The organism is Pyrinomonas sp., from assembly GCF_040289685.1.
In the GTDB taxonomy this organism is placed as follows: Bacteria; Acidobacteriota; Blastocatellia; order Pyrinomonadales; family Pyrinomonadaceae; genus Pyrinomonas.
In genome coordinates this window covers 1-18,916 of the sequence record NZ_PSLQ01000015.1, presented here as the reverse complement: position 1 = coordinate 18,916, position 18,916 = coordinate 1, and the positions used below count along the sequence as shown (strand labels likewise).

The 18,916-nt window shown below is 61.2% G+C and carries 18 protein-coding genes; 9 read left to right on the top strand and 9 right to left on the bottom strand.

From position 1 onward, the window contains the following. Window positions 1–101 precede the first annotated feature (101 nt). From C4334_RS05365 to C4334_RS05335, 7 genes are all read right to left on the bottom strand, one after another. A complete protein-coding gene (locus tag C4334_RS05365; protein WP_352431056.1) occupies window positions 102–884 on the bottom strand; it encodes a carotenoid biosynthesis protein in 783 nt (260 codons plus the stop codon). 140 nt (window positions 885–1,024) lie between these two features. Beyond that, window positions 1,025–2,491, bottom strand: coding sequence for a phytoene desaturase family protein (locus C4334_RS05360; protein ID WP_352431055.1), 1,467 nt, complete (start codon window positions 2,489–2,491; stop codon window positions 1,025–1,027). A gap of 82 nt (window positions 2,492–2,573) precedes the next feature. Then, the gene (locus C4334_RS05355; protein ID WP_352431054.1) at window positions 2,574–3,821 is read right to left on the bottom strand and encodes a glycosyltransferase family 2 protein; all 1,248 of its coding nucleotides are present in this window, start codon (window positions 3,819–3,821) and stop codon (window positions 2,574–2,576) included. Then, a complete protein-coding gene (locus C4334_RS05350) occupies window positions 3,818–4,690 on the bottom strand; it encodes a polyprenyl synthetase family protein (RefSeq protein WP_352431053.1) in 873 nt (290 codons plus the stop codon). The genes C4334_RS05355 and C4334_RS05350 overlap by 4 nt, the downstream gene beginning before the upstream one ends. Before the next feature lie 217 nt (window positions 4,691–4,907). Further along, entirely contained in the window at window positions 4,908–5,678 is a 771-nt protein-coding gene (locus C4334_RS05345; protein WP_352431052.1) for an alpha/beta fold hydrolase, read from the bottom strand. A 6-nt stretch (window positions 5,679–5,684) separates the two neighbouring features. Then, complete coding sequence (locus C4334_RS05340) at window positions 5,685–7,160, bottom strand: phytoene desaturase family protein (protein ID WP_352431051.1); 1,476 nt, start codon at window positions 7,158–7,160, stop codon at window positions 5,685–5,687. Further along, window positions 7,157–8,155, bottom strand: a complete 999-nt coding sequence (locus C4334_RS05335; RefSeq protein ID WP_352431050.1) for a phytoene/squalene synthase family protein — start codon at window positions 8,153–8,155, stop codon at window positions 7,157–7,159. Before C4334_RS05335 ends, C4334_RS05340 begins: the two co-directional genes overlap by 4 nt. 104 nt (window positions 8,156–8,259) lie before the next feature. Between C4334_RS05335 and idi the strand changes: the two genes are divergently transcribed. Then, on the top strand, window positions 8,260–8,811 hold the full coding sequence (gene idi / locus C4334_RS05330; RefSeq protein WP_352431049.1) for an isopentenyl-diphosphate Delta-isomerase: 552 nt from the start codon (window positions 8,260–8,262) through the stop codon (window positions 8,809–8,811). Between the two features lie 326 nt (window positions 8,812–9,137). On the opposite strand, the gene C4334_RS05325 is transcribed toward idi, so the two are convergent. Further along, window positions 9,138–9,944 (bottom strand): hypothetical protein, encoded by an 807-nt coding sequence (locus tag C4334_RS05325; protein ID WP_352431048.1) that lies wholly within the window; start codon window positions 9,942–9,944, stop codon window positions 9,138–9,140. Further along, window positions 9,941–11,881, bottom strand: coding sequence for a transglycosylase domain-containing protein (locus C4334_RS05320; RefSeq protein ID WP_352431047.1), 1,941 nt, complete (start codon window positions 11,879–11,881; stop codon window positions 9,941–9,943). The genes C4334_RS05325 and C4334_RS05320 overlap by 4 nt, the downstream gene beginning before the upstream one ends. A 182-nt stretch (window positions 11,882–12,063) precedes the next feature. Here C4334_RS05320 and C4334_RS05315 point away from each other — a divergent pair, with 182 nt between their 5' ends. From C4334_RS05315 to C4334_RS05280, 8 genes are all read left to right on the top strand, one after another. Next, complete coding sequence (locus C4334_RS05315; protein WP_352431046.1) at window positions 12,064–12,318, top strand: hypothetical protein; 255 nt, start codon at window positions 12,064–12,066, stop codon at window positions 12,316–12,318. Window positions 12,319–12,428: 110 nt separating this feature from the next. After that, on the top strand, window positions 12,429–13,268 hold the full coding sequence (locus C4334_RS05310; protein ID WP_352431045.1) for an NAD-dependent epimerase/dehydratase family protein: 840 nt from the start codon (window positions 12,429–12,431) through the stop codon (window positions 13,266–13,268). A gap of 76 nt (window positions 13,269–13,344) precedes the next feature. Continuing rightward, window positions 13,345–14,454, top strand: a complete 1,110-nt coding sequence (gene waaF / locus C4334_RS05305; protein WP_352431044.1) for a lipopolysaccharide heptosyltransferase II — start codon at window positions 13,345–13,347, stop codon at window positions 14,452–14,454. Window positions 14,455–14,475: 21 nt separating this feature from the next. Continuing rightward, entirely contained in the window at window positions 14,476–15,090 is a 615-nt protein-coding gene (locus C4334_RS05300) for a D-glycero-alpha-D-manno-heptose-1,7-bisphosphate 7-phosphatase (protein WP_352431043.1), read from the top strand. 110 nt (window positions 15,091–15,200) lie between these two features. Then, window positions 15,201–16,247 carry a bifunctional heptose 7-phosphate kinase/heptose 1-phosphate adenyltransferase gene (locus C4334_RS05295; RefSeq protein ID WP_352431042.1) on the top strand — a complete coding sequence of 349 codons (1,047 nt, stop codon included), beginning with the start codon at window positions 15,201–15,203 and terminating at the stop codon, window positions 16,245–16,247. A gap of 13 nt (window positions 16,248–16,260) precedes the next feature. Continuing rightward, window positions 16,261–16,770, top strand: a complete 510-nt coding sequence (gene rfaE2, locus C4334_RS05290; protein ID WP_352431041.1) for a D-glycero-beta-D-manno-heptose 1-phosphate adenylyltransferase — start codon at window positions 16,261–16,263, stop codon at window positions 16,768–16,770. 61 nt (window positions 16,771–16,831) lie between these two features. Further along, on the top strand, window positions 16,832–17,911 hold the full coding sequence (gene waaC, locus C4334_RS05285) for a lipopolysaccharide heptosyltransferase I (RefSeq protein ID WP_352431040.1): 1,080 nt from the start codon (window positions 16,832–16,834) through the stop codon (window positions 17,909–17,911). A gap of 261 nt (window positions 17,912–18,172) precedes the next feature. Then, entirely contained in the window at window positions 18,173–18,829 is a 657-nt protein-coding gene (locus C4334_RS05280) for a methyltransferase family protein (RefSeq protein ID WP_352431039.1), read from the top strand. The last annotated feature ends 87 nt before the right edge of the window (window positions 18,830–18,916 follow it).

The following is an 18,916-nucleotide window of genomic DNA, read 5'->3' as shown; positions in this document are numbered from 1 at the left end:
GAATTTCTCCTCGCCTCAGCAACGAAGCGTTGGCCTTGGATTCAATCACCGACGGCGAAGAGCATCATCGCATGGGTCGCTCATCGGGAATGCCGAGGCCTTTAGTCGTGCGCCGATCTCGCCTCGCTGCCGAAGAATCGCCGCCATGCGGCAAGACCGACGAGCGCCAAACCCAACGCGCACGGCACGACGTACCCGCGCGAAGCCGCAATGGACGCGAAAAAGAGCATGACGCTCGCGCCGGCAAAATGGGACCAGCCTCGCCGCCGCCACCGCGTGCCAAAGAGCGCGAAGATGATCGCTCCGGTCACAAACCACCCGAAGAAGTTTTTCGTTGGGATGCCGTAGTACATCCCACCTTCCTCCCACTGCCAGTAACCGAGTGGACCAGCGGCCAGCGGATCGATCACCAGATCGAACGCGACCATCAGCGCCGAGGCGAACAACCAACGCAACAGCGGGCGATGATCGAACGTCGAAAGGATATCTCGCGCGTAAAGCGCGAGCAACATCCACGCCAACGCGATGACCAACGGCACGCCGAACGCTTGCGGCCAGAGAACATCCGTGTAGCGATACGAACCGAACGGGAGACCGGCTTTGACGCCGAAGAGTTCCATCGTAAAACCGATCGCCGCCGCAATCAGTGCATCCACGCGCTCGCGCCCCGCTGTTCCCCACAAAGCGATGGCGCCAGCGAGGACGAGAAAGAGCGGTGCCGTCCACCACAACTGCGGCGGCGGCGACAGACCGAGCGCGTAGGTCAACGCCCCGCCAAGCCAAAGGAAGAGATAAGCGAAAAGCGTCACTCCCTTTAACGCGCCGTGCGCGCGCCCTCGTTCGGCTGCGTGGCGCGCTCTTGCCTCCACGCTGCCAAAGCTCATTGCTTCCCCTCTTTCTTTGAGCATCCTTCCATTACCGCTTTCGACCGGCACGCTCACTCGTTGACGACGAGGCGAGCAGTCATGAAGTGCCGCGCAAGCACTCGCTCCCGAAACCTCGCCGCGACCTCCTGCCAGTGAGATCACGATTCATACTTTTCAATCAATCGGCTCGTGATCTCAGCCGACAGCAAGACGGTGGGCGTGCCGCCGCCTGGATGCGAGCTGCCGCCGACGCAGTAAAGTCCGGCGATGCGCCGATCCTTGTTCGGCGGGCGCAAGAACGCGCGTCGCCAACCGTGCGAGTTCGGACCGTAGATCGCGCCGCCGGGCATCGAATAGGTCGCTTCGATGCGGTGCGGCGTCCAAACGTCTTCCACCACGATGTCATCTTCGATGTCTGGGAAACCAGCGCCCTTGAGTTTGTGCATGATGCGCGCGCGCGCAGTGCTGATCCAATCCGCGGTGAAACGCGCGCCGCAGGCCGGAGCGTTGATCATGATGAAGAGCGTTTCGCCCTCGCCGGGAACGAGCGACCGATCCGTGCGACTCGGCGCGCAGACATACACGGTCGGGTCATCGGGCAGAATCTGCTCGGCGAAAAGCTGGTGAAATTCGCGCCGGTAATCAGCCGAGAAGTAGATCGTGTGGTGAGACAATTCCGGCAGCGTTCGTCTGATGCCGAGCATCAGCACGAAGCCTGAGAGCGAGCGTTCCGCCGGGGCAGCGGACACGCTCGACGCGCCGAGAAGTTGCGGCAGGCACGCCACATCGCCGTTGAAAACAACCGTTTCAGCCTGCAACGTCTCGCCCTCTTCGAGCTGGACGCCGCGTGCGCGTCCGCCTTCGACCAAAATCCGTCGGACGCGGCTGCGCGTTCGTAGTTCAATGCCCCATTGGCGCGCTATCTCGATCAAACTCTCGACGATGCGATAGAGTCCGCCGCGCACATGCCAGCCGCCGAAAGCGCATTCGAGATACGGGATGACGATCAACGTCGCGGGCGATTCGTACGGCGAAGACCCGACGTAAGTCGGATAGCGGTCGTAGAGCTGTTGCAGATAAGGGCTGTGGAAGTGGTCCGCTACCGTGCGGTGATAGTTGCCCCAACCGCGCCGAAGCGGTAGATGGCGCAGGGCGGCGAGCGTTCTCGCGTCCGGCGGCTCCAGCGACGAACGGCGCAGAAAAGTCTCACGCGAAAGCGCGAAGAGCCTCGCGCCGAGCTTCATGAAACGAAAGAAACCATCGACGTCGCGCGCGTCCAAACGCCGAACGACATCGAGCCATTCAGGCAAAGAGACGCTGTAAGCGAAACGCGTTCCATCAGCATAAACGTACTCGGCGAGCGGATGAACGGCCATCAAAGTGAGATGGTCTTCCATGCGTTCGCCGACTGCAGAGAAGAGTTCGGCGAAGACGTGCGGCATGGTGATGAGCGATGGACCGGTATCGAAACTGAAACCTTCGGCTCGCCAAACGTTCATCTTGCCGCCGAAGGTTTCGTGTTGTTCGCACACCGTGACCTGATGACCGCGCGCCGCAAGTCTGAGCGCAACGGCCAATCCACCGAGACCACCACCGATGACGACGACGCGCTTCATTCGCTTCATCGCTCGTGCGCGCCGGAGCGCTTGACGAAAAGCCCTTTTCGCTGTTGACACATGAGTCTCGCCGCTCGTCAAGCCTCTTCCGCTACTGACTTGAAAGTTCCCCATCGCTCGTCCGCGTCGCTGTGCCCGACGAAAGAGCTTCATCTTCCGCCGACGCCATCCCCGGAACGCGCAGCGAAGTACGGCGGTAAATGCGCCCCTTCCATTCCACACCGACGCCGCGCAGCCAAGCGCGCCACGAGGCCAGCCCCACAGCGAGCAGCGCCGCTTGCCCGAGCGGATGGAGAAACGCGGACCAGAGGGGCTGTTTGAACCTCAACGCGAGCAGCAAACGCATCGCAAAAACGCTCGTGACCGGTAACCAGAACCATGCTGACGCGGGAGCGAGCGCCCAAGGCAGACCGAAAATTAAAGCATGGTAGCACCAGAAGAGCCAAAAGTTCCTTTCGCGTTGGAAAGCGGGCCGAAAATTCTTCGTGAAACCGTGCCAGATCTCGCGTCGCGAACGGTACATACGCACGCGAACGACCTCCTGCCCATCGAGACAGATGCCGCGTTCGCCAGCGCGCCGCCACTCGCGGGCCAGTCGCGTATCCTCAAACAGCTCGCCGCGCACCGCGGCGTGACCGCCGATGCGCTCGTAAGCCCTGCGCTCAACCAACAAGCACGCTCCGTGCGCTAGCCCCAGAGAAGCGTCGCGGCGCCGCAGCGACAAAGGCGCGGGGAAAAGCGTCAGCACGGCGAAGTTGAGCATGGGCATCAAGGCTCGTTCCCAGAAGCTGCGCATATCGAGTCCGGGCCAGCACGAAAGCAGAGTCGCGCGATGAAGCTTGGCGGCATGCAACATAGCGCAAACGGCGCCGTCGTTGAGCCGCGCATCGGCGTCGAGGAAAAGAAGCCAGTCGCCGCGAGCGTGCGAAGCTAGTTGCGCGCAAGCGAAAGTCTTTCCGCACCATCCGTCGGGCACTGGACCACCCACGATCAAACGCACGCGATCATCTGCGCTGGCGAATTCTCGCACCAAGAGCGCGGTTCGATCCTTCGATTGATCGTCGTAAACGATGATCTCGCGCACCGTTGCGCCTTGACGCGCGACGCCTCGAAGACAAGCGACGATGTTCTCCTCTTCGTCGCGTGCCGGAACGAGAACCGAGACCGTTTCGAAGCGCTTTCGATCCTCTTCCCGACACGGGACGACCTTCGGCCACGCCAAAACGTTCCAAGCGACAAGCGCGAGCGCGCCGCACGCGACCGCGCCCGTGGCAAAAGCGAGCAGGCGCACGACAAATAGCACCGTCTCGGCTGCCAACGCCGTTTCGGGAAGACTCAACGCAGGACCTTTCCTTTGACGTATTCGGCGAAATCGACGAGCAGTAAACTGCGCTCGCCGAGCGCATCCCACACGACGGATTTCGCCTCTTCGATCAACGAGCAAGCTCGTTCTGTGACTTCGCGACGGTCGCTCTTCAACGCGAAGCTCGGACGCCGTAGGCGCGCATCCTGCCCGACGCTTTTGCCCGTCGTCTCTATGCCGTCGGCGAGGTCATCGCCCATCTGGTAAGCCGCGCCCAAACACTCGGCGAAGCGGTTCAAAGCGGCGCACACTTCTTCTGTCGCATCGCACAGAATGGCGCTGGCGCCGAGACTCAAACGCATCAACGAAGTGGTCTTCAGGTTGCGGCTCGCAAGGGTCGCTTCGGAAGCGGTCTCCGCTTGCACGCTGATGTCGGTCGCCTGCCCGCTGATCATGCCTTCGACCCCAATGGAGCGCGCCGCCTCCGCAACCAACAGCGCGCCTTTGCTAGCATCCACATGGGCCATCAACCCATAAGCGCGATTGAGCAAAGCGAGCGCAGCGAGGATGGCGATCCCCTCGCCGAAGATCAGATGCAACGCCTTCCGCCCACGCCTTTCGCAGGCATCGTCCATGGCCGGAAGATCATCGAGGATAAGCGAGCTCGTGTGCAGATACTCGATGGCGCAAGCGACCGGCAAAGCTCGTTCGGTTGATCCGCACAGAGCAGCGGCGCCGACCAACGTGAGCATCGGACGCAGGCGCTTGCCGCCCGGAAAAATGGCGTAGCGCAGCGCTCGATTCAAACACTCAGTTCCCGGCTCGGCGGAGACGGGCAAGTATCGGGCCAGCGCTTCTTCTAAACGTTCTCTGTGTGACTCGATGAACTTCCGCAACTGGTCCATAAAATCTTTTTCCAAACCTTCGGCGTTCTTTGCGACTTCGCCTCTTCTGCCCCGCGCCCGGATGACGCTGCTTTCATCACCGTTCTTGACTCGCGTCCGCACCTGCGTCGCGCGCTTCGGGTGCTATCTTCAGCGCGCGACGAACTTTCCTGCAAGCTCCGTGAAGAGACCCGCCCGCTCCCTGATCGCCGCTCGCTTTGAAATGGAGCTTTGAGCTTCAGCGCCGCTCTCCGGCCAAGACTGAAGCGGGCTTCGTTTCGTCGTAAAGGATGCCCTTCAGTTGCTCGGTCGCTTCCGTGAGCGGAAGATGAGCTGCGCGCTTCAGTTCGATGCGCTCTGCTTCGGGCCAAACGCGCGCGAAGAAGTCAATCGAACGCTTGACATCAGCGAACGTGTGCTCGCCGTAAACCAGCGCAATTCTAGACGGCAGAGGTTTGAAGACGATCTTCGGTTCCAACTCGCCGAGCATCTGCAAGTACCTGTAAGTCGCTTCGTGATCGACTTCGGCGAACGAGCGCGTCATGTCGCTTTCGGTCTTGACGCCTAAATTCAGAAGCGCGTTCGTCACGCGACGTCCGATGGGGTTGGCGAAGCTGGTAAAATACGCCCGCTTCCCGATCTCGCCGAAGAGGAAGATTTTGAAATACCATGGCACGTAAGCGTACGGATCGAGCAGCACGAGCCGATCAACGTGCGCGCCTAGTCTCTCTGTGGCGAGATAGGCGAAGATCGCTCCACTGCAATGCCCGACCAAAGTCAACTCCTCAGCTTCGGTGCGCCGGATGTTTTCGACGATCTCCTCGACCACGGTTTCGACGCTCCAGCTTGCGGGCGCTGGGCTTTGTCCGTAACCGGGCAGATCCGCGCCATGGAGCGCAAAGCCTCTTGGAACCCTTCTGGCAAGGGGCAGAAAGACGCGATGATCGCTGCCCCAGCCGTGCAACCCGAAGATCACTCTGCTTCCCGCGCCGTAACGTTTGACGAACATCGCTTTCTAGAGTTGCTCCTCGATCCTGTCGGCGACTAAACGTCCGCCGAGCGCGACCATGGGGAGACCGGTTCCGGGCGTCGTGCTCGCACCGACATAATAAAGCCCTTTGATCCGCCGTGAGTAGTTCGGCGCGCGAAAAGGGCCGATTTGACGCAGCGTGTGCGCCGCCCCAAATGCTGAGCCGTCGTAGAGTCCGAACCTTCTTTGCCATTCGACGGGCGTCCACGTTTCTTCGACATCTATTTGAGTCTCGTCGAGTTCGACGCCCTCATGGCGGAGACGAGCGAGCACGCGCGCGCGGAGGTGATCGGCGACGCTCGCCCAATTTGCGCCGCGCATCTCGCTGAGCAGCGGGACCGGCACGAGGACGAAGATGGTCGTCGCGCCGCGCGGCGCTAAACTCTCATCCGTCCCCGATGGGACGCTCACGTAGAACGGCAGCTCCGTGGGGATTCTGTGTCGAACGAACAGATCATCGTAAGCGGCGCGTATGTCTTCGGGGAAGAAGATCGTGTGGTGGCCCAGCCCGCCGACCGCGTTGCGCACGCCCCAGTAGAAAGTGACCACAGCGGGAGTCATCTGCATGCGCCGAGCCTTGCGTTCGAGCAACTGTTCATCGGTGGTCGGGACATCGACGTTGGAGACGACGATGGGGAAATCATCGCGTTCGCCCGAAGAGGTCTCCACCCCAAGCACGCGCCGCCCGTCGGTCCGGATGCGCCGCACGGGACGTCCGAGACGCAGTTCGACCCCCAAGTCTTCCGCTAATCGCGCGAGCGCGACGACGAGCGCGTAGATTCCGCCGCGCGGCAGCCATAGACCGTAAGCTAGTTCGCCGTAAGCAAGGATCGAGTAAAAGCCGGGCAGCGCATAAGGCGAACCGCCAAGGTACATGGCGTAAGCGCCCAGCGCTTGACGAATGCGCGCGGAACGAAAGAAGCGTTCGAGTTCGCGGTCGAGCGAATGCCAGATGCTCAAACGACTCATCTCGCGCCACGAAAGCGCGCCAAACCACCGCAGCGGATGATCCTCGTTGCGCACGACGAGTTTGTCGAAAGCGATGCGATACTTCGCCTCCGCATCTTGCAGAAACGCGAAGAGGCGCGGCTCTACGTCGCCGTCGAGCCGCGCGCATTCGGCGAGAAGGCGATCGAGCCGATTCGACAGCGCAAAGCGCACTCCATCGGGCCAGACGAAGACGAGCGATGGATCGACTGGCAACAGTTCGACCTCATCCTCCATGCTCCGTCCAGCAGCAGCGAACAGATCGCGAAAGACCCACGGATAGTTGAGCAACGAAGGTCCCGTGTCGAAGCGAAAGCCGTTTCGCTCGAGCAGGTTGGCCCGTCCGCCAACCCTAGGGTTCGCTTCGTAGAGCACGACCTCATGCCCGCGCAAGCGCAGGTGGATCGCAGCGCTCAGTCCGCCCATGCCGCCGCCGACGATGGCGACCGGCGGGCGTGTTTTCGCTCGTTTCATCGCACAAGATATGCGAGCGGCAACTTCCAGTACTTGCTGACGGGCAAGACGCGAAACTTCTCGCGCATCGGCACGCTCTGTCGACCGTCGCTCGCATGAGCCGCCACGCGGTCGTTCAACTGACGATAGACATCTATGCACGCACGGATCGCAGGCCGACAATCAGCGGCGAAGGAGTCGAGATCCGCTTCCGCTTGCCGATAGTGGTCTTCGGCCACTTGGGTCATGTGGCGAACCGCTGCGGCTAATTTTCCGTTCCTGTGCGCGCTACCGATCTCATGTGGATCGATGCCGTGTTCGCACAGGAGGTCGAGCGGGACATAGAGCCGTCCTCTCTTGGCATCTTCAGCGACATCGCGCGCGAAGTTCGTCAATTGCAGCGCGATGCCCAAGGCGCGCGCTGAGCGAAGCGCGCGTTCAAGCGGTTGCCCGCGTTCAGTGCCGTAGACGTGGGTCAGGAAATATCCGACGACGATGGCGCTACCGTAGATGTAGTTTTCGATCAGATCATCGAACGAAGCGAATGGGCGCGGTTGCGCATCGCGCTTCATCGCTGCGAGAAAGGCGCGATAGTGTTCGTGCGGGATGCGATGATCGCGCACCACAGCGGTGAACCCAGCGAGAAAAGAGGGCACGCCTGCGAGCAGCGCCGAATAGCATGAATCGGCGCGCAGCCCGCGCTCGTACCCTTCGCCCCACGCATCGAGCCGCGCTAATTTCTCTTCAGCAGTGAGCGGGAAAGTGTCAACGATTTCGTCCGGAAAGCGCACCGTCGCGTAGATGACCTCGACTCTGGCCCGTTTTTCCGGCGGCAGAAAGCGCGTCACGATGAAGAAGCTCGTGCTGTAACGACGCAGTACGGCGCGCGCTCCACGGACGATCTCGTGCCATGCGCTTTGCGGCGAACCGAGCGCGCGCCGGCGCAATGCTTCTTCGCTTCTGGCCCATTCTCGTTCGTTCCAGACGTTGTTGCCGCTTCGCCAACGAATCATCATGCTGCGTCGCCAACCTTTAACCAGACGTGTGTAACAAAACTTTGACAATCAACATGCATTATTGTTATCACAAACCATCGCTTCGGCGCCACGGATGAAACTCAATGCGAGAAGAAGTGATCTTGGTCAACGAAATGGATGAAGCTATCGGCACGGGCGAAAAGCATGAGACCCACCTTCACGGGCGGATGCACCGCGCCTTCTCGATCTTCGTCTTCAATTCGCGCGGCGATCTGTTGCTCCAACGTCGCGCGCCGAACAAATACCATTCCGCCGGCCTATGGTCCAACACTTGTTGCGGCCACCCGCGCCCGCACGAGACGGTGGAGCAAGCTGCTCACCGAAGGTTGCGGGAAGAGATGGGCTTCGATTGCGAACTGCATCCCGTTTTCGCTTTCGTTTACCGCACTGAGTTAGACAACCAGATGATCGAGCATGAATACGATCACGTGCTCGTCGGCAGCTTCGATGGCACGCCAGCGCCCGACAATGGTGAAGTGAGCGAATGGCGCTGGGTGAATGCTCAACAACTGGTCCGCGAGATCAGTCGTCATCCGGAGCGCTACACCTACTGGCTGCGTGCGCTGAGCGACCGATTGAAAGAGTGGCAAGACCGGGCGCTCGATGGAAAAGCTTCGCCGAAGCGACGGGCCTGATCCGCAGGCGGATCTACGCATTGCTGATTCCTCTTGCCGTAAGCGCGAAGACCTTCGCTGACGAGCGCGGTCTGCATCCGGATAAGCCACGCGAGAATTTTCAGGCCCGCGCACTAGCTGCGACGGACTCGCGCGCAACGAGCTGCATCCGAATAAGCCGCACGAGAACCTTCAGGCCCCATCTCGAAAGAGTGTTCTTCGAGGGGAGCGTATCCCGAAATCAAAGGTTATGGGGTTCTGCGCTCGCTGAATTCGAGGTCGGTTCAGACGGCAAGCGATTTGCTCTGCGCGTTGAAGCTTTCTCAACGAAGAAGAGGCGTCCTTCGTCAAGGCGCGCGCGGCGTCGTCAGTCGTGGGCGGGTTGCACCGCTCGGCTGGGCAGGCGTCTTTCCGCTGTGGTATTCCGGTCCACAATACTGGCGCGGCTCTTGACCGATGAGGAAAGTTTTGGTCCGAATTACCGGACACGTCGGTGCGGCGATCAAGCCGGTGGTCGGGTCTATGTCAAGCGTGATCGTGCCGACCAAACGCGTCGTCCCGTCGGGTTGTGTTACGCCGCGCCCTTCGAGCCGCGGCGCATTAAGGCGTCGCGGTGTCGAAGTCGGCTCAGAGAGCGTGCCCGGCTCTTCCGGTGAAGCTTCAGGCATGGGCACGTAATCGGGCGGCGGCGCTTCGGGCATCTCTATTTCGGGCGTCGGCAAGGCATCGGGCGGCGTTTGGCTCTGAGCTGTGGGAGCCGTGCCGCGAATGAAGTATTCGACACGCTTGTTCGGACTATCGGGCGCGGCGAGTTGGCCGGTGCTCGGATCTATCTCCGCCGTTTCGATGCCCGGCGGCACCGGCCAATCCCCGGCCCACTCTGGATGTTCGGCGAGCGCAGCCGTCATGAAATCAGCCCAGATCGGCAAGGCCGAATCGGCGCCGGTCAACCCAAGCTGCGAACCGTCGTCGAAACCGACCCATACGACGCAGACGAGCGAAGGCGTGTAACCAGCAAACCATCCGTCGCGCGACGTGCCCGTTTTGCCCGCCACGTTGGCGCGAAATCCGCGCGCGCGCAAGCGCGCCGCCGTGCCGCGATTGACCACGTCTTTCATCATCGAAGTCATGATGAAGGAGACCTCAGGCGTCATGACCTCATTACGTTGCGCGGTGGGCGCCACCACCGTCTCGCCGCGTCCGGTGGTACTGGCGTCGTGCGTCTGCCGTTTTGCGCAAACGCCGTGTAAGCCGAGGCGATTTGCAATGGGGTGGCTTCGTTTGTGCCGAGCGCCATGGCCAGATAGGGTCGCGGCGGCTTCGGCAAACCTGCTTTGGCCGCAAGATTCATCACGCGCCCGATGGTGACTTCGTTGGCCACTTCGACCGTGACGACGTTCAAACTGCGCACCAGCGCATCGCGCAGGGTCACAGGACCGTATGTGTAGCTATCGCCGAAGTTGCCTGGCGAATACTCTTGGTTGTCGAAGGTGAAGGTCTTCGGTTCGTCGATGAAGGTAGTGGCGGCGGTGATGACGCGCGGCACCGGGTCATAAGCCGTGTTGAGCGCCGTCGCATAAACAAACGGTTTGAAGACCGATCCCGGTTGCCGCATCGCCTCGGCGCGGTTGAGTTGGCTTCGCTCGTAGTCGCGTCCGCCGACCATCGCCACGATTTCGCCCGTCTGCGCGTTGATCGCCACTAGCGCCGCTTGCACCGTGCCGGGCGCGATCTTTCTGCGCGCGAGCACGCGATCGAGCGCCGTCAGATTCTTCGTCACAGCGGCGTAGGCGGCCCGCTGCAGGTCCATGTCGATCGAAGTGTAGATGCGCAAGTGCTGCGCGACGCTGACGTCGGCCAAGATATCGCCGAGCAAGTTTTGAACGTAATCGACGAAATAAGGCGCATCCGACATATCGACGCGCCCTTTGGCCGGAGCGACTTTAAGCGGCGTGGCTTGCGCCTGAGCAGCTTCTTGCGGCGTGATCGCGCCAGCTTCGGCCATCGATTGCAGGACCTGATTGCGGCGCGCCGTCGCCCGTTCGAGATCGCGGTAGGGGTTGTAGCGGTTCGGACTGCGGATCAATCCGGCGAGAAAGGCCGCTTCCGGCAGCGTCAATTCCGTCACGTCCTTGTTGAAGTAGGCTTGTGCGGCTTCGCCGAAACCGTTGATCGAAAAGCCCGCTTGCTGGCCCAAATAGACTTCGTTGCAATAGAGCGCGAAGATCTCCTCTTTCGACAAGCGCGTCTCGAGGATGACCGACATATAGGCTTCAGCCAACTTGCGGCGCAATGTCCTTTCGGGCGACAGCAAGAGGTTTTTGACCAACTGTTGCGTAATGCTCGATCCGCCCTGTCGCGCAACGGGCGAATTCGGATCCGCCTCGTAGCGGCGCAAAAGCGCGCGCAAGATGCCGCGGAAGTTGATGCCCGGATGCTCGAAGAAGCTGCGGTCCTCGGTGACGAGGATGGCTTTGACGAGGTGTGGCGGCAAGTCTTTGAAACCGATGATGCGCCGCTTCTCACGCTCACGCCCCGTGACGGAACTGATCTGCTCCGGTTCGAGCCACGCGCGGTTGACCCGCTGATTGTTGTCGAGGTCGGTGATCGCGGCGATCCCCTTGCCGTTGCGCGTGAACTGAACGCGCAGACGAGCGAACACGCGCTTGCCATCAACGACGCTGTTTTCGCTCGGTTCGATCTCGACTGCACCGCCGTTGATCGCGTAACGTCCGCGCGAACTGTCGGCCCGCTGCGCGCGTTCGACGTAACCGGCGCGCTTCAAACTCGCGACCAACTCCTCGACCGACAGCGGCTCGCCAGTGCGCACCTGCTTCGGCGCAGCGTAGATGCCCGCCGAACGAGTGAAGATCTCTCCGCGCAGCAAGCGATCAATCCGTGCCGAGAACACGATGTAGTAATAGACCAAAACCCCCACGCAGGCCGTAGTTAAAATAGCGAGCACGGCGATCACCGGTGCGCTTAATAGCGCGCGCCACCAGCGCCGCCGCGGCTCGTCGGGCCAGTCATCATCGTAACGGATGACGCGCGCTCGACGCGGACTCTTTTTTGGTGAGTGACTGGCAGCCATCTTCTCGCCAACGGCGCAGCGACCAAACTTTCCGCCGCGATTTCACTCTAAACTTTTTGCCCGTCGGCTGTCCACCCTCTTTCTCAGTGCGCCGACCGGCCTTGAGACGCTTTGCCGCGCACCGCGACTTTGATGTATTTTCATTCCTTGCCGGATGCATGGCTCGCTTGAGGAGGTCAAACATGGAGACGATGCAAGCTTTGGAGCGACCTGCAACCAATCCTTTGCCGTTCGTCTCTTCCGATACACGCACTGAAGGGCGACCCATCGTCCGTTGCGAACGGTGCGATGCGGAAACGGACCATTTCATTCAGTACGTCGGCCCGGACAACGACATCCACTATGTTTGCTGGGATTGCGTTCGGCGCGAGGAACAGCACATCATCGTTCGTCCCGGCTGGCGACGTATGAGACGCGAGCCAACCGATGGAAGATAGAGGAAGCGCTTCGGCACGCGAACCGCTTCGAGGCGGAGCAAAACCGACGCGACAGCGCGCGTGCGCCGTTGTGAGAGTGAAACCCACTTGGATCGCAGGCAAAGAAGCTGTTGAAAGTTCTCGTCACAGGTGGCAGCGGTTATCTCGGCACGCATCTACGCCGATTCTTCAAGGCTGACGATTTTTCGCGCCGTTCGTTCTACGACGTTTTGAATCCACACGACGTTGCGCTCGTCGGCGACTACGATGTGGTCATACACTTGGCCGCCCACGCCGACAAAAGGCTCGTTGCCGCCGAAACTTGCTTTCGCGTCAACGCCGAGGGCACGGCCAACGTCTTGCAGCATGTGCGCCCGGGAGCTGTTTTCATTTACGCCTCGACCAAAGATGTGTACGGCGCTCATGCGGACGCTTACGAGTTCGTTCCCGAAACGTGTTCGACCGATTACTGCGGGCAAACGGCCTTCGAGTGGGCGAAACTCGTCGGCGAGCGGTACGTCGAATTCTACGCGCACGCGCGCGCCCTACGCGCATGCATCTTTCGCCTGTCGCCTGTCTACGCGCCGCCATCTGACGGCAATCAACCGAGTTTCGTCGGCGATTACGTCGAGCGAATACAGCGCGGGTTGCCGATTCGTCTGCCGCTCGACGGCACGCCACGACGCGATCCGCTTTACGTGGAAGATTTCGCCCGCGCTTGTCGCGCTTTCATCGATTCGAACGTGCGCTATGGGGTGTACAATCTCGGCGCTGGGCCGGAACATGCCGCCACGTTGCGCGAGATCGTTGAGACGATCGGTCGCGTCGTTGGGCGCGAACCGTTCATCGAACGGAGCGAAGCGGAGCCCGTTCCTCGCCACTACGTCGCCGACATCTCACGCGCGCGCGCTGAACTCGGTTGGGCGCCGACGTTCACGCTTGAACAAGGCATCAGAGAGCTGGTCTCTTGATGGCGAAACGGCGGGCACCAATGTGAGGAACGGCCCGCTCAATCCAACAATCAAACCTCGCGCCGAAGGCGAAACGGTGAGCGAGAAAATCGAACAGGCCGAGCGTATACTCGTTTACGGCACCAGTTGGGTCGGCGATACGGTCATGTCCCTTCCGGCAATCGAGCGTCTGCGGCGCGTCTTTCCCGCAGCGCACATCGCATATGTGGCGCGCCCGTGGACGGCCGGATTGTTCGCCGAAACGGATTTAATCGATGAGCTTCTGGTCCACCAGCGGGGCTCTCTTCTTGACACGTTGCGCTACGCCCAACAGTTGCGTGCTCGCCGCTTCGATCTCGCCGTGCTTTTGCCAAACGCCTTCGGGGCAGCGGCGACCACTGCGCTCGCTCGCATCGCACGGCGCATCGGCTATGCGACGGATGGACGCGCGTTTCTTCTCACCCATGCGGTGCCCGTCCCGGCTTGGCGGCGCGAACGCCACGAGGTCTTCTACTACCTTCATCTCGCCTCGGAAGTGGAACGAGCCTGTGCAGTTGGTCGCGCTGTCGAGCCAGCGACGCTGGAGACGCCGCGAGAAGGCGATCCGAGCGACCAAAAGTTGCCGCAGCTGCGCGTCTCGCCGGAGCGCCGCGCATTTGCCCGCGACCTTTTGCGCGCACGTGGCGTTGCCATCGAACGCCCCATCGTCGCGCTCTGCCCAGGTTCGACCAACAGCCAGGCGAAGCGTTGGCCTGCCGAATGCTTCGCCGCTTTGGCCGATCGTTTGATCGACGAGTTGGACGTCGAAGTGGTACTCATCGGCGCTGCAAGCGAAGTCGAGGTCGCTCGCGAGATCGCACGTCGCATGCGACGCGAACCGAAATCGCTCGTCGGCGCGCTCGCCATTGAGCAGACGGTAGCGCTGCTCAGCGTTGCCGCATTGCTCATCAGCAACGATACGGGTCCGGCTCACATCGGCGGCGCACTGCGCACGCCGACGCTGGTGATCTTCGGCCCGACCGATCCGAAATTGACGCGCCCCTTTTCGCCGACGGCGCAGATCATCGCCAACCCACCTGCATGCGCCCCGTGCCACTTGCGCCGCTGCCCTATTGATCATCGGTGCATGAGGCGCATCACGGTGGAAACGGTCTTTCACCGAGCGGTCCAACAGATCGAATCGCATCTTTCCGCCCGGAAAACTTGACCGAAAGGGCTGCCATCACCCATGGACCGACGAAACACTCATTTGCGCTGCGCCGTCTTCATAGACCGCGACGGAACGCTCTCCGAAGAGGTCGGCTACATCAACCACCCTTCGCGCTTTCGTCTTTTCCCTTTCGCGGCAAAGGCCATCCGCAGGTTGAATGAAGCCGGATGGTTGGCCGTTCTCGTGACGAATCAAGCGGGTGTGGCACGCGGCTACTTCACCGAAGATCTTTTGCTCGAAGTGCATCGCATGCTTCAAGACGCGCTTGAAAAACAGGGCGCACATCTCGATGCGATCTACTACTGCCCACACCATCCGGCAGCGGGCAAACCGCCTTACAAGCTCGACTGCGATTGCCGCAAACCGAAGCCCGGCCTGATCCATCGCGCGGCGCGAGAGCTCGAGATAGATCTTCAACGGAGTTGGATGATCGGCGACCGTTACAGCGACGTGGAATTAGCGCGCAACGCCGGCGTACGCGCCGCTTTTGTGCTGACCGGTTACGGACTTGGCGAATGGGAATATCAGCGCGATCAGTGGAAGCAGATGCCCGATCTAGTCGCCGCCGATCTCGGCGAAGCGGTTGAACGCATCATCCTTTTCGATGAACAAAAGCGCTTGGAAAGCCGATGAACAAAAGGCGCAAAAGGCACGCACGCCAGATGAGCAAAAAACGGCTCATTGTCGGCTCAAGACATGTGCTTTGTTGCGCGCCGACGAGAACTGAAGGTAAATAGAGTATCATGCGAAACCGTGACGCCAATCCGCCTCGCGCGTCCGCAAACGAAACCGCTTTGCGTTCCCGTTTGCATTCGCTCGCGCCTCTCTTCTCCGGTCGGCGCATCGCCATCGTCGGCGACATCATCGCTGATCAGTTCGTCCACGGTGAGATCAGCCGCGTTTCACGCGAAGCGCCGGTGTTGATTCTGCGCCACGAACACACCGAGACCGTTCCGGGAGGGGCGGCCAATTGCGCGATGAACGTCGCGGCGCTCGGAGCGACGGCGCAGCTCGTCGGTGTAATCGGAGATGATGCAGCAGGGCATGCGTTGCGGAAGAAGCTGGAAGCAGCCGGCGTCATCTGCCGCGCGGTTCAGACCGTCTCGGGGGCGCAAACGACGACCAAAGTCCGTATCTTGGCCGGACGCGCCCACGCGCCGCGGCAGCAGGTGATCCGCCTCGATTACGAAGACAACATGGATGAAGCGGACCGGCTGCGTCCGACGCTTGACGCCGAAGCCCACAAGGCGTTTGCAGAATGCGACGCCGCGATCATCTCGGATTACGGCTACGGCGTCGCCTCCGAACGGATTGCGGAGCAGGCTCGCCGGTTGGCGCACGAGCGGCGTATCGCGGTGGTCGTCGATTCGCGTCACAGCTTAGACCGCTTTTTCGGGCTCACTTCGGCGACGCCCAACGAAGCGGAAGTGGAGGACCTGTGCGGCGAGCGCATCCGCGACGCGCAGCATCTCGAAGAGATCGGTCAACAGTTGTGCCGCCGCTTGCACTACCGCGCGCTGTTGATCACGCGCGGCGCCAACGGGATGCTGCTTGTCGAACCGGATCGCGCTCCGTTGCACATCCCAGCCGTCGGCTCGCGCGATGCAGTGGACGTCACCGGCGCTGGCGATACGGTGATCGCCGCCTACGCTTTGGCGCTCGCCTGCGGCGCTTCTTTCGAAGAAGCAGCGCACGTCGCCAATTACGCTGGCAGCGTCGTCGTGATGAAGCGCGGCACGGCGACCGTTTCAATCGAAGAACTGCTGGCGGCGCTGGCGCATTCGACTTGAAGAACGAGCTCACATGCGAATCGACAGCGAACAGACGGAAGCGGCAGGGCGCGTTCTCGAGCGCAACCGTTTGATCGCGCGCGTCGCCATCGCGCGTAAAAACGGCGCGCGCATCGTCCTTGCGAACGGATGTTTTGACATCCTACACGTCGGCCACGTGCGCTACCTTGAAGCGGCGCGTGCCCTCGGCGACCTACTCGTGGTGGCAATCAACAGCGACGCGCAGGTTCGCGCGCTCAAAGGACCAGGACGCCCCATTGTGCCCGAACGCGAACGCGCCGAGGTCGTCGCCTCTTTGCGCGCTGTCGACCTAGTGACGATCTTCCACGAACCGACCGTGGAAGCGTTGCTGTTGGCTTTGCGCCCGGAGATCCACGCCAAGGGGACCGATTACACTGAAGAGACCGTGCCCGAACGCGAGATCGTGCGTTCTTACGGTGGGCGCGTCGTGATCGTCGGCGATCCCAAAGACCATTCCTCTTCGGCGATGGTCGAAAAGTTGCGTCGGACGGATCAGAACTGAAACGCGCTCCTCATGAATGCGGTCTCAGTTGCAGATGCGCCCCGCCAGGCCCGGTGATGCGATGCGAATTCTCATCGTCAAACTGAGCAGCATCGGCGATGTCGTTCACGCGTTGCCAACGTTGGCTGCCATTCGTTGCGCGCTGCCGCACGCCGAGATCTCATGGGTCGTCGAACGGCGCGCGGCTGAAATACTGCAGGACAACTCGTCGCTCGATCGGCTCATCGAAGTGGACACGAAGGCGCTGCGGCGCGCGTCGAGGCTTGGGGAGACGCTGTTGGTTGTGCGCCAACAGTTGCGCCGTTTGCGCGCCCAGCCCTTCGATGTCGCCCTTGATCTACAAGGATTGATCAAATCCGCTTTTTTGGCCCGACTCGCAGGGGCCGAGCGTCGTTGCGGCTTTGCCCGCGATGCGTTGCGTGAACCGGCGAGTCGCTTTCTTTTGACTGAAACCTATCGTGTCCCTTTGCGCGCACACGTCATCGCGCGCAACCTCGCCTTGGCAGCGCAAGCGCTCGCCATCGACGTGCCGAAAGATCCGGAAGAGTATCGCTTTCCGATCACGGTTGCGCCCGAGCATGAATGCGAGGCAGCAAGATTGATCGCCACCGTCGGCGGCAGCTTTGCCCTGCTCAATCCGGGCGGAGGTTGGCCGACCAAACTCTGGGACGCCGAGCGCTTCGGCGAGCTGGCCGATGCTTTGTGGCGGCGATTTGGTCTTCCCTCCATCATCACGCATGGTCCAGGCGAGATCGAACTGGCTCAACGAGCAGCGCGCGCATGTCGCGCGAATGCGGTCCATGTCGCCAGTCCCTCGCTCAAAGGCTTCTACGCTTTGGCCCGCCGCGCGCGCGTTTACGTCGGCGGCGATACTGGCCCGACTCATCTAGCGGTGGCCGCCGGTGCCCCGATCGTCGGAATCTTCGGGCCAACCGAATGGTGGCGCAACGGCTCGCCGCGCGCGGCAGACATCTGCGTCGAAAGAACCGATATCGGCTGCCGCGAAAACTGCCACCGTCGCTCGTGCAGTCGCTGGGTTTGCATGGAGATCGAAACGGAGCGCGTGTTCAACGCAGTTGCAGAAAGATTGCGACGCGCAGCGAAAGCAGAGGCGTTTGCATCTCAACCGCAAGCACCTTGAGTCAACCGAGGTTGAACATCGGGCTACGCTTTCCATTTTGCGACCGAATGAACTACCATTCGCTTGAACGGTGAGGAGCGACTTCAGTGCGAATTCCGCGCGCACCCAATGAGAGAAGGCATGTCACGCGCTCGCGACGAGCAACGACGTAGTTTCAGTGCGAACTTCTTTCGCTCGCACCTTGGACCGAGCTTCGAACTCGATATGAGCCTCAATGTGAACTGGCCAAACCATTGACCAAACGCGACTGATTTACATGCGATGAAAAACGACGAAGCTTCAATGCAAACGTCGCCCCCATTTCGGCATGCGGCAAAAGAGGCAAACGACGGCGAAGACTCGACGCTGACCGAGAGGCCACGCGATGGTCTCAAAGCGCGGCTTCAACGGTGGCGCGTGCCGCTCGGCTTTGCCTGCGGTGCGGTCTTCATCGCACTGGCGCAACCACATCCATGGAGCATGATGGCAGGCGGAATCGTCGCTGCGCTTGGCCTTTTGGTTAGAGCTTGGGCTGCGGGACACATCCGCAAAAACGCCGAACTCGCCACCTCCGGACCTTACAGCTATACGCGCAACCCGCTCTATTTCGGCAGCTTCCTCCTAGGACTTGGGTTCACCATCGCCGCCGGGAGAGTCGTTCTCGGTCTGCTCTTCGTCGCCTTCTTTGTGGGCATCTATTTGCCCGTCATGCGCGTCGAAGAGGCGACGATGCGCCGTTTGTTCGGCGCCGAATACGATGCTTATGCGCGCGCTGTGCCGCTCTTTTTTCCACGTCCGACGGTTTATGTGGGCCGAGCCGCATCGAACTTCGACCCCCGGCTCTACATGCGCTACCGCGAATATCGCGCCGCGCTCGGCTTCGTCATCGCTTGGGCGATGCTGGCCCTCAAAGCAGCTTGGATGCACGGCGCGTTTTGAGTCTCAAGGCACGAGGTTGACATCCTCCCCACGGCTAAAGCCGGGGGATTCTCGGAGGTGATCCGAGCGTGTGCGCGCTTCGTCGGG

Bases quoted from the DNA above. Each gene is read 5' to 3' on its own strand.
- C4334_RS05365 (WP_352431056.1), bottom strand. From the start codon at position 884: ATGAGCTTTGGCAGCGTGGAGGCAAGAGCGCGCCACGCAGCCGAACGA.
- C4334_RS05360 (WP_352431055.1), bottom strand. From the start codon at position 2,491: ATGAAGCGAATGAAGCGCGTCGTCGTCATCGGTGGTGGTCTCGGTGGA.
- C4334_RS05350 (WP_352431053.1), bottom strand. From the start codon at position 4,690: ATGGACCAGTTGCGGAAGTTCATCGAGTCACACAGAGAACGTTTAGAA.
- C4334_RS05345 (WP_352431052.1), bottom strand. From the start codon at position 5,678: ATGTTCGTCAAACGTTACGGCGCGGGAAGCAGAGTGATCTTCGGGTTG.
- C4334_RS05340 (WP_352431051.1), bottom strand. From the start codon at position 7,160: ATGAAACGAGCGAAAACACGCCCGCCGGTCGCCATCGTCGGCGGCGGC.
- C4334_RS05335 (WP_352431050.1), bottom strand. From the start codon at position 8,155: ATGATGATTCGTTGGCGAAGCGGCAACAACGTCTGGAACGAACGAGAA.
- idi (WP_352431049.1), top strand. From the start codon at position 8,260: ATGCGAGAAGAAGTGATCTTGGTCAACGAAATGGATGAAGCTATCGGC.
- C4334_RS05325 (WP_352431048.1), bottom strand. From the start codon at position 9,944: ATGACGCCTGAGGTCTCCTTCATCATGACTTCGATGATGAAAGACGTG.
- C4334_RS05320 (WP_352431047.1), bottom strand. From the start codon at position 11,881: ATGGCTGCCAGTCACTCACCAAAAAAGAGTCCGCGTCGAGCGCGCGTC.
- C4334_RS05315 (WP_352431046.1), top strand. From the start codon at position 12,064: ATGGAGACGATGCAAGCTTTGGAGCGACCTGCAACCAATCCTTTGCCG.
- C4334_RS05300 (WP_352431043.1), top strand. From the start codon at position 14,476: ATGGACCGACGAAACACTCATTTGCGCTGCGCCGTCTTCATAGACCGC.
- C4334_RS05295 (WP_352431042.1), top strand. From the start codon at position 15,201: ATGCGAAACCGTGACGCCAATCCGCCTCGCGCGTCCGCAAACGAAACC.
- rfaE2 (WP_352431041.1), top strand. From the start codon at position 16,261: ATGCGAATCGACAGCGAACAGACGGAAGCGGCAGGGCGCGTTCTCGAG.
- waaC (WP_352431040.1), top strand. From the start codon at position 16,832: ATGCGAATTCTCATCGTCAAACTGAGCAGCATCGGCGATGTCGTTCAC.
- C4334_RS05280 (WP_352431039.1), top strand. From the start codon at position 18,173: ATGAAAAACGACGAAGCTTCAATGCAAACGTCGCCCCCATTTCGGCAT.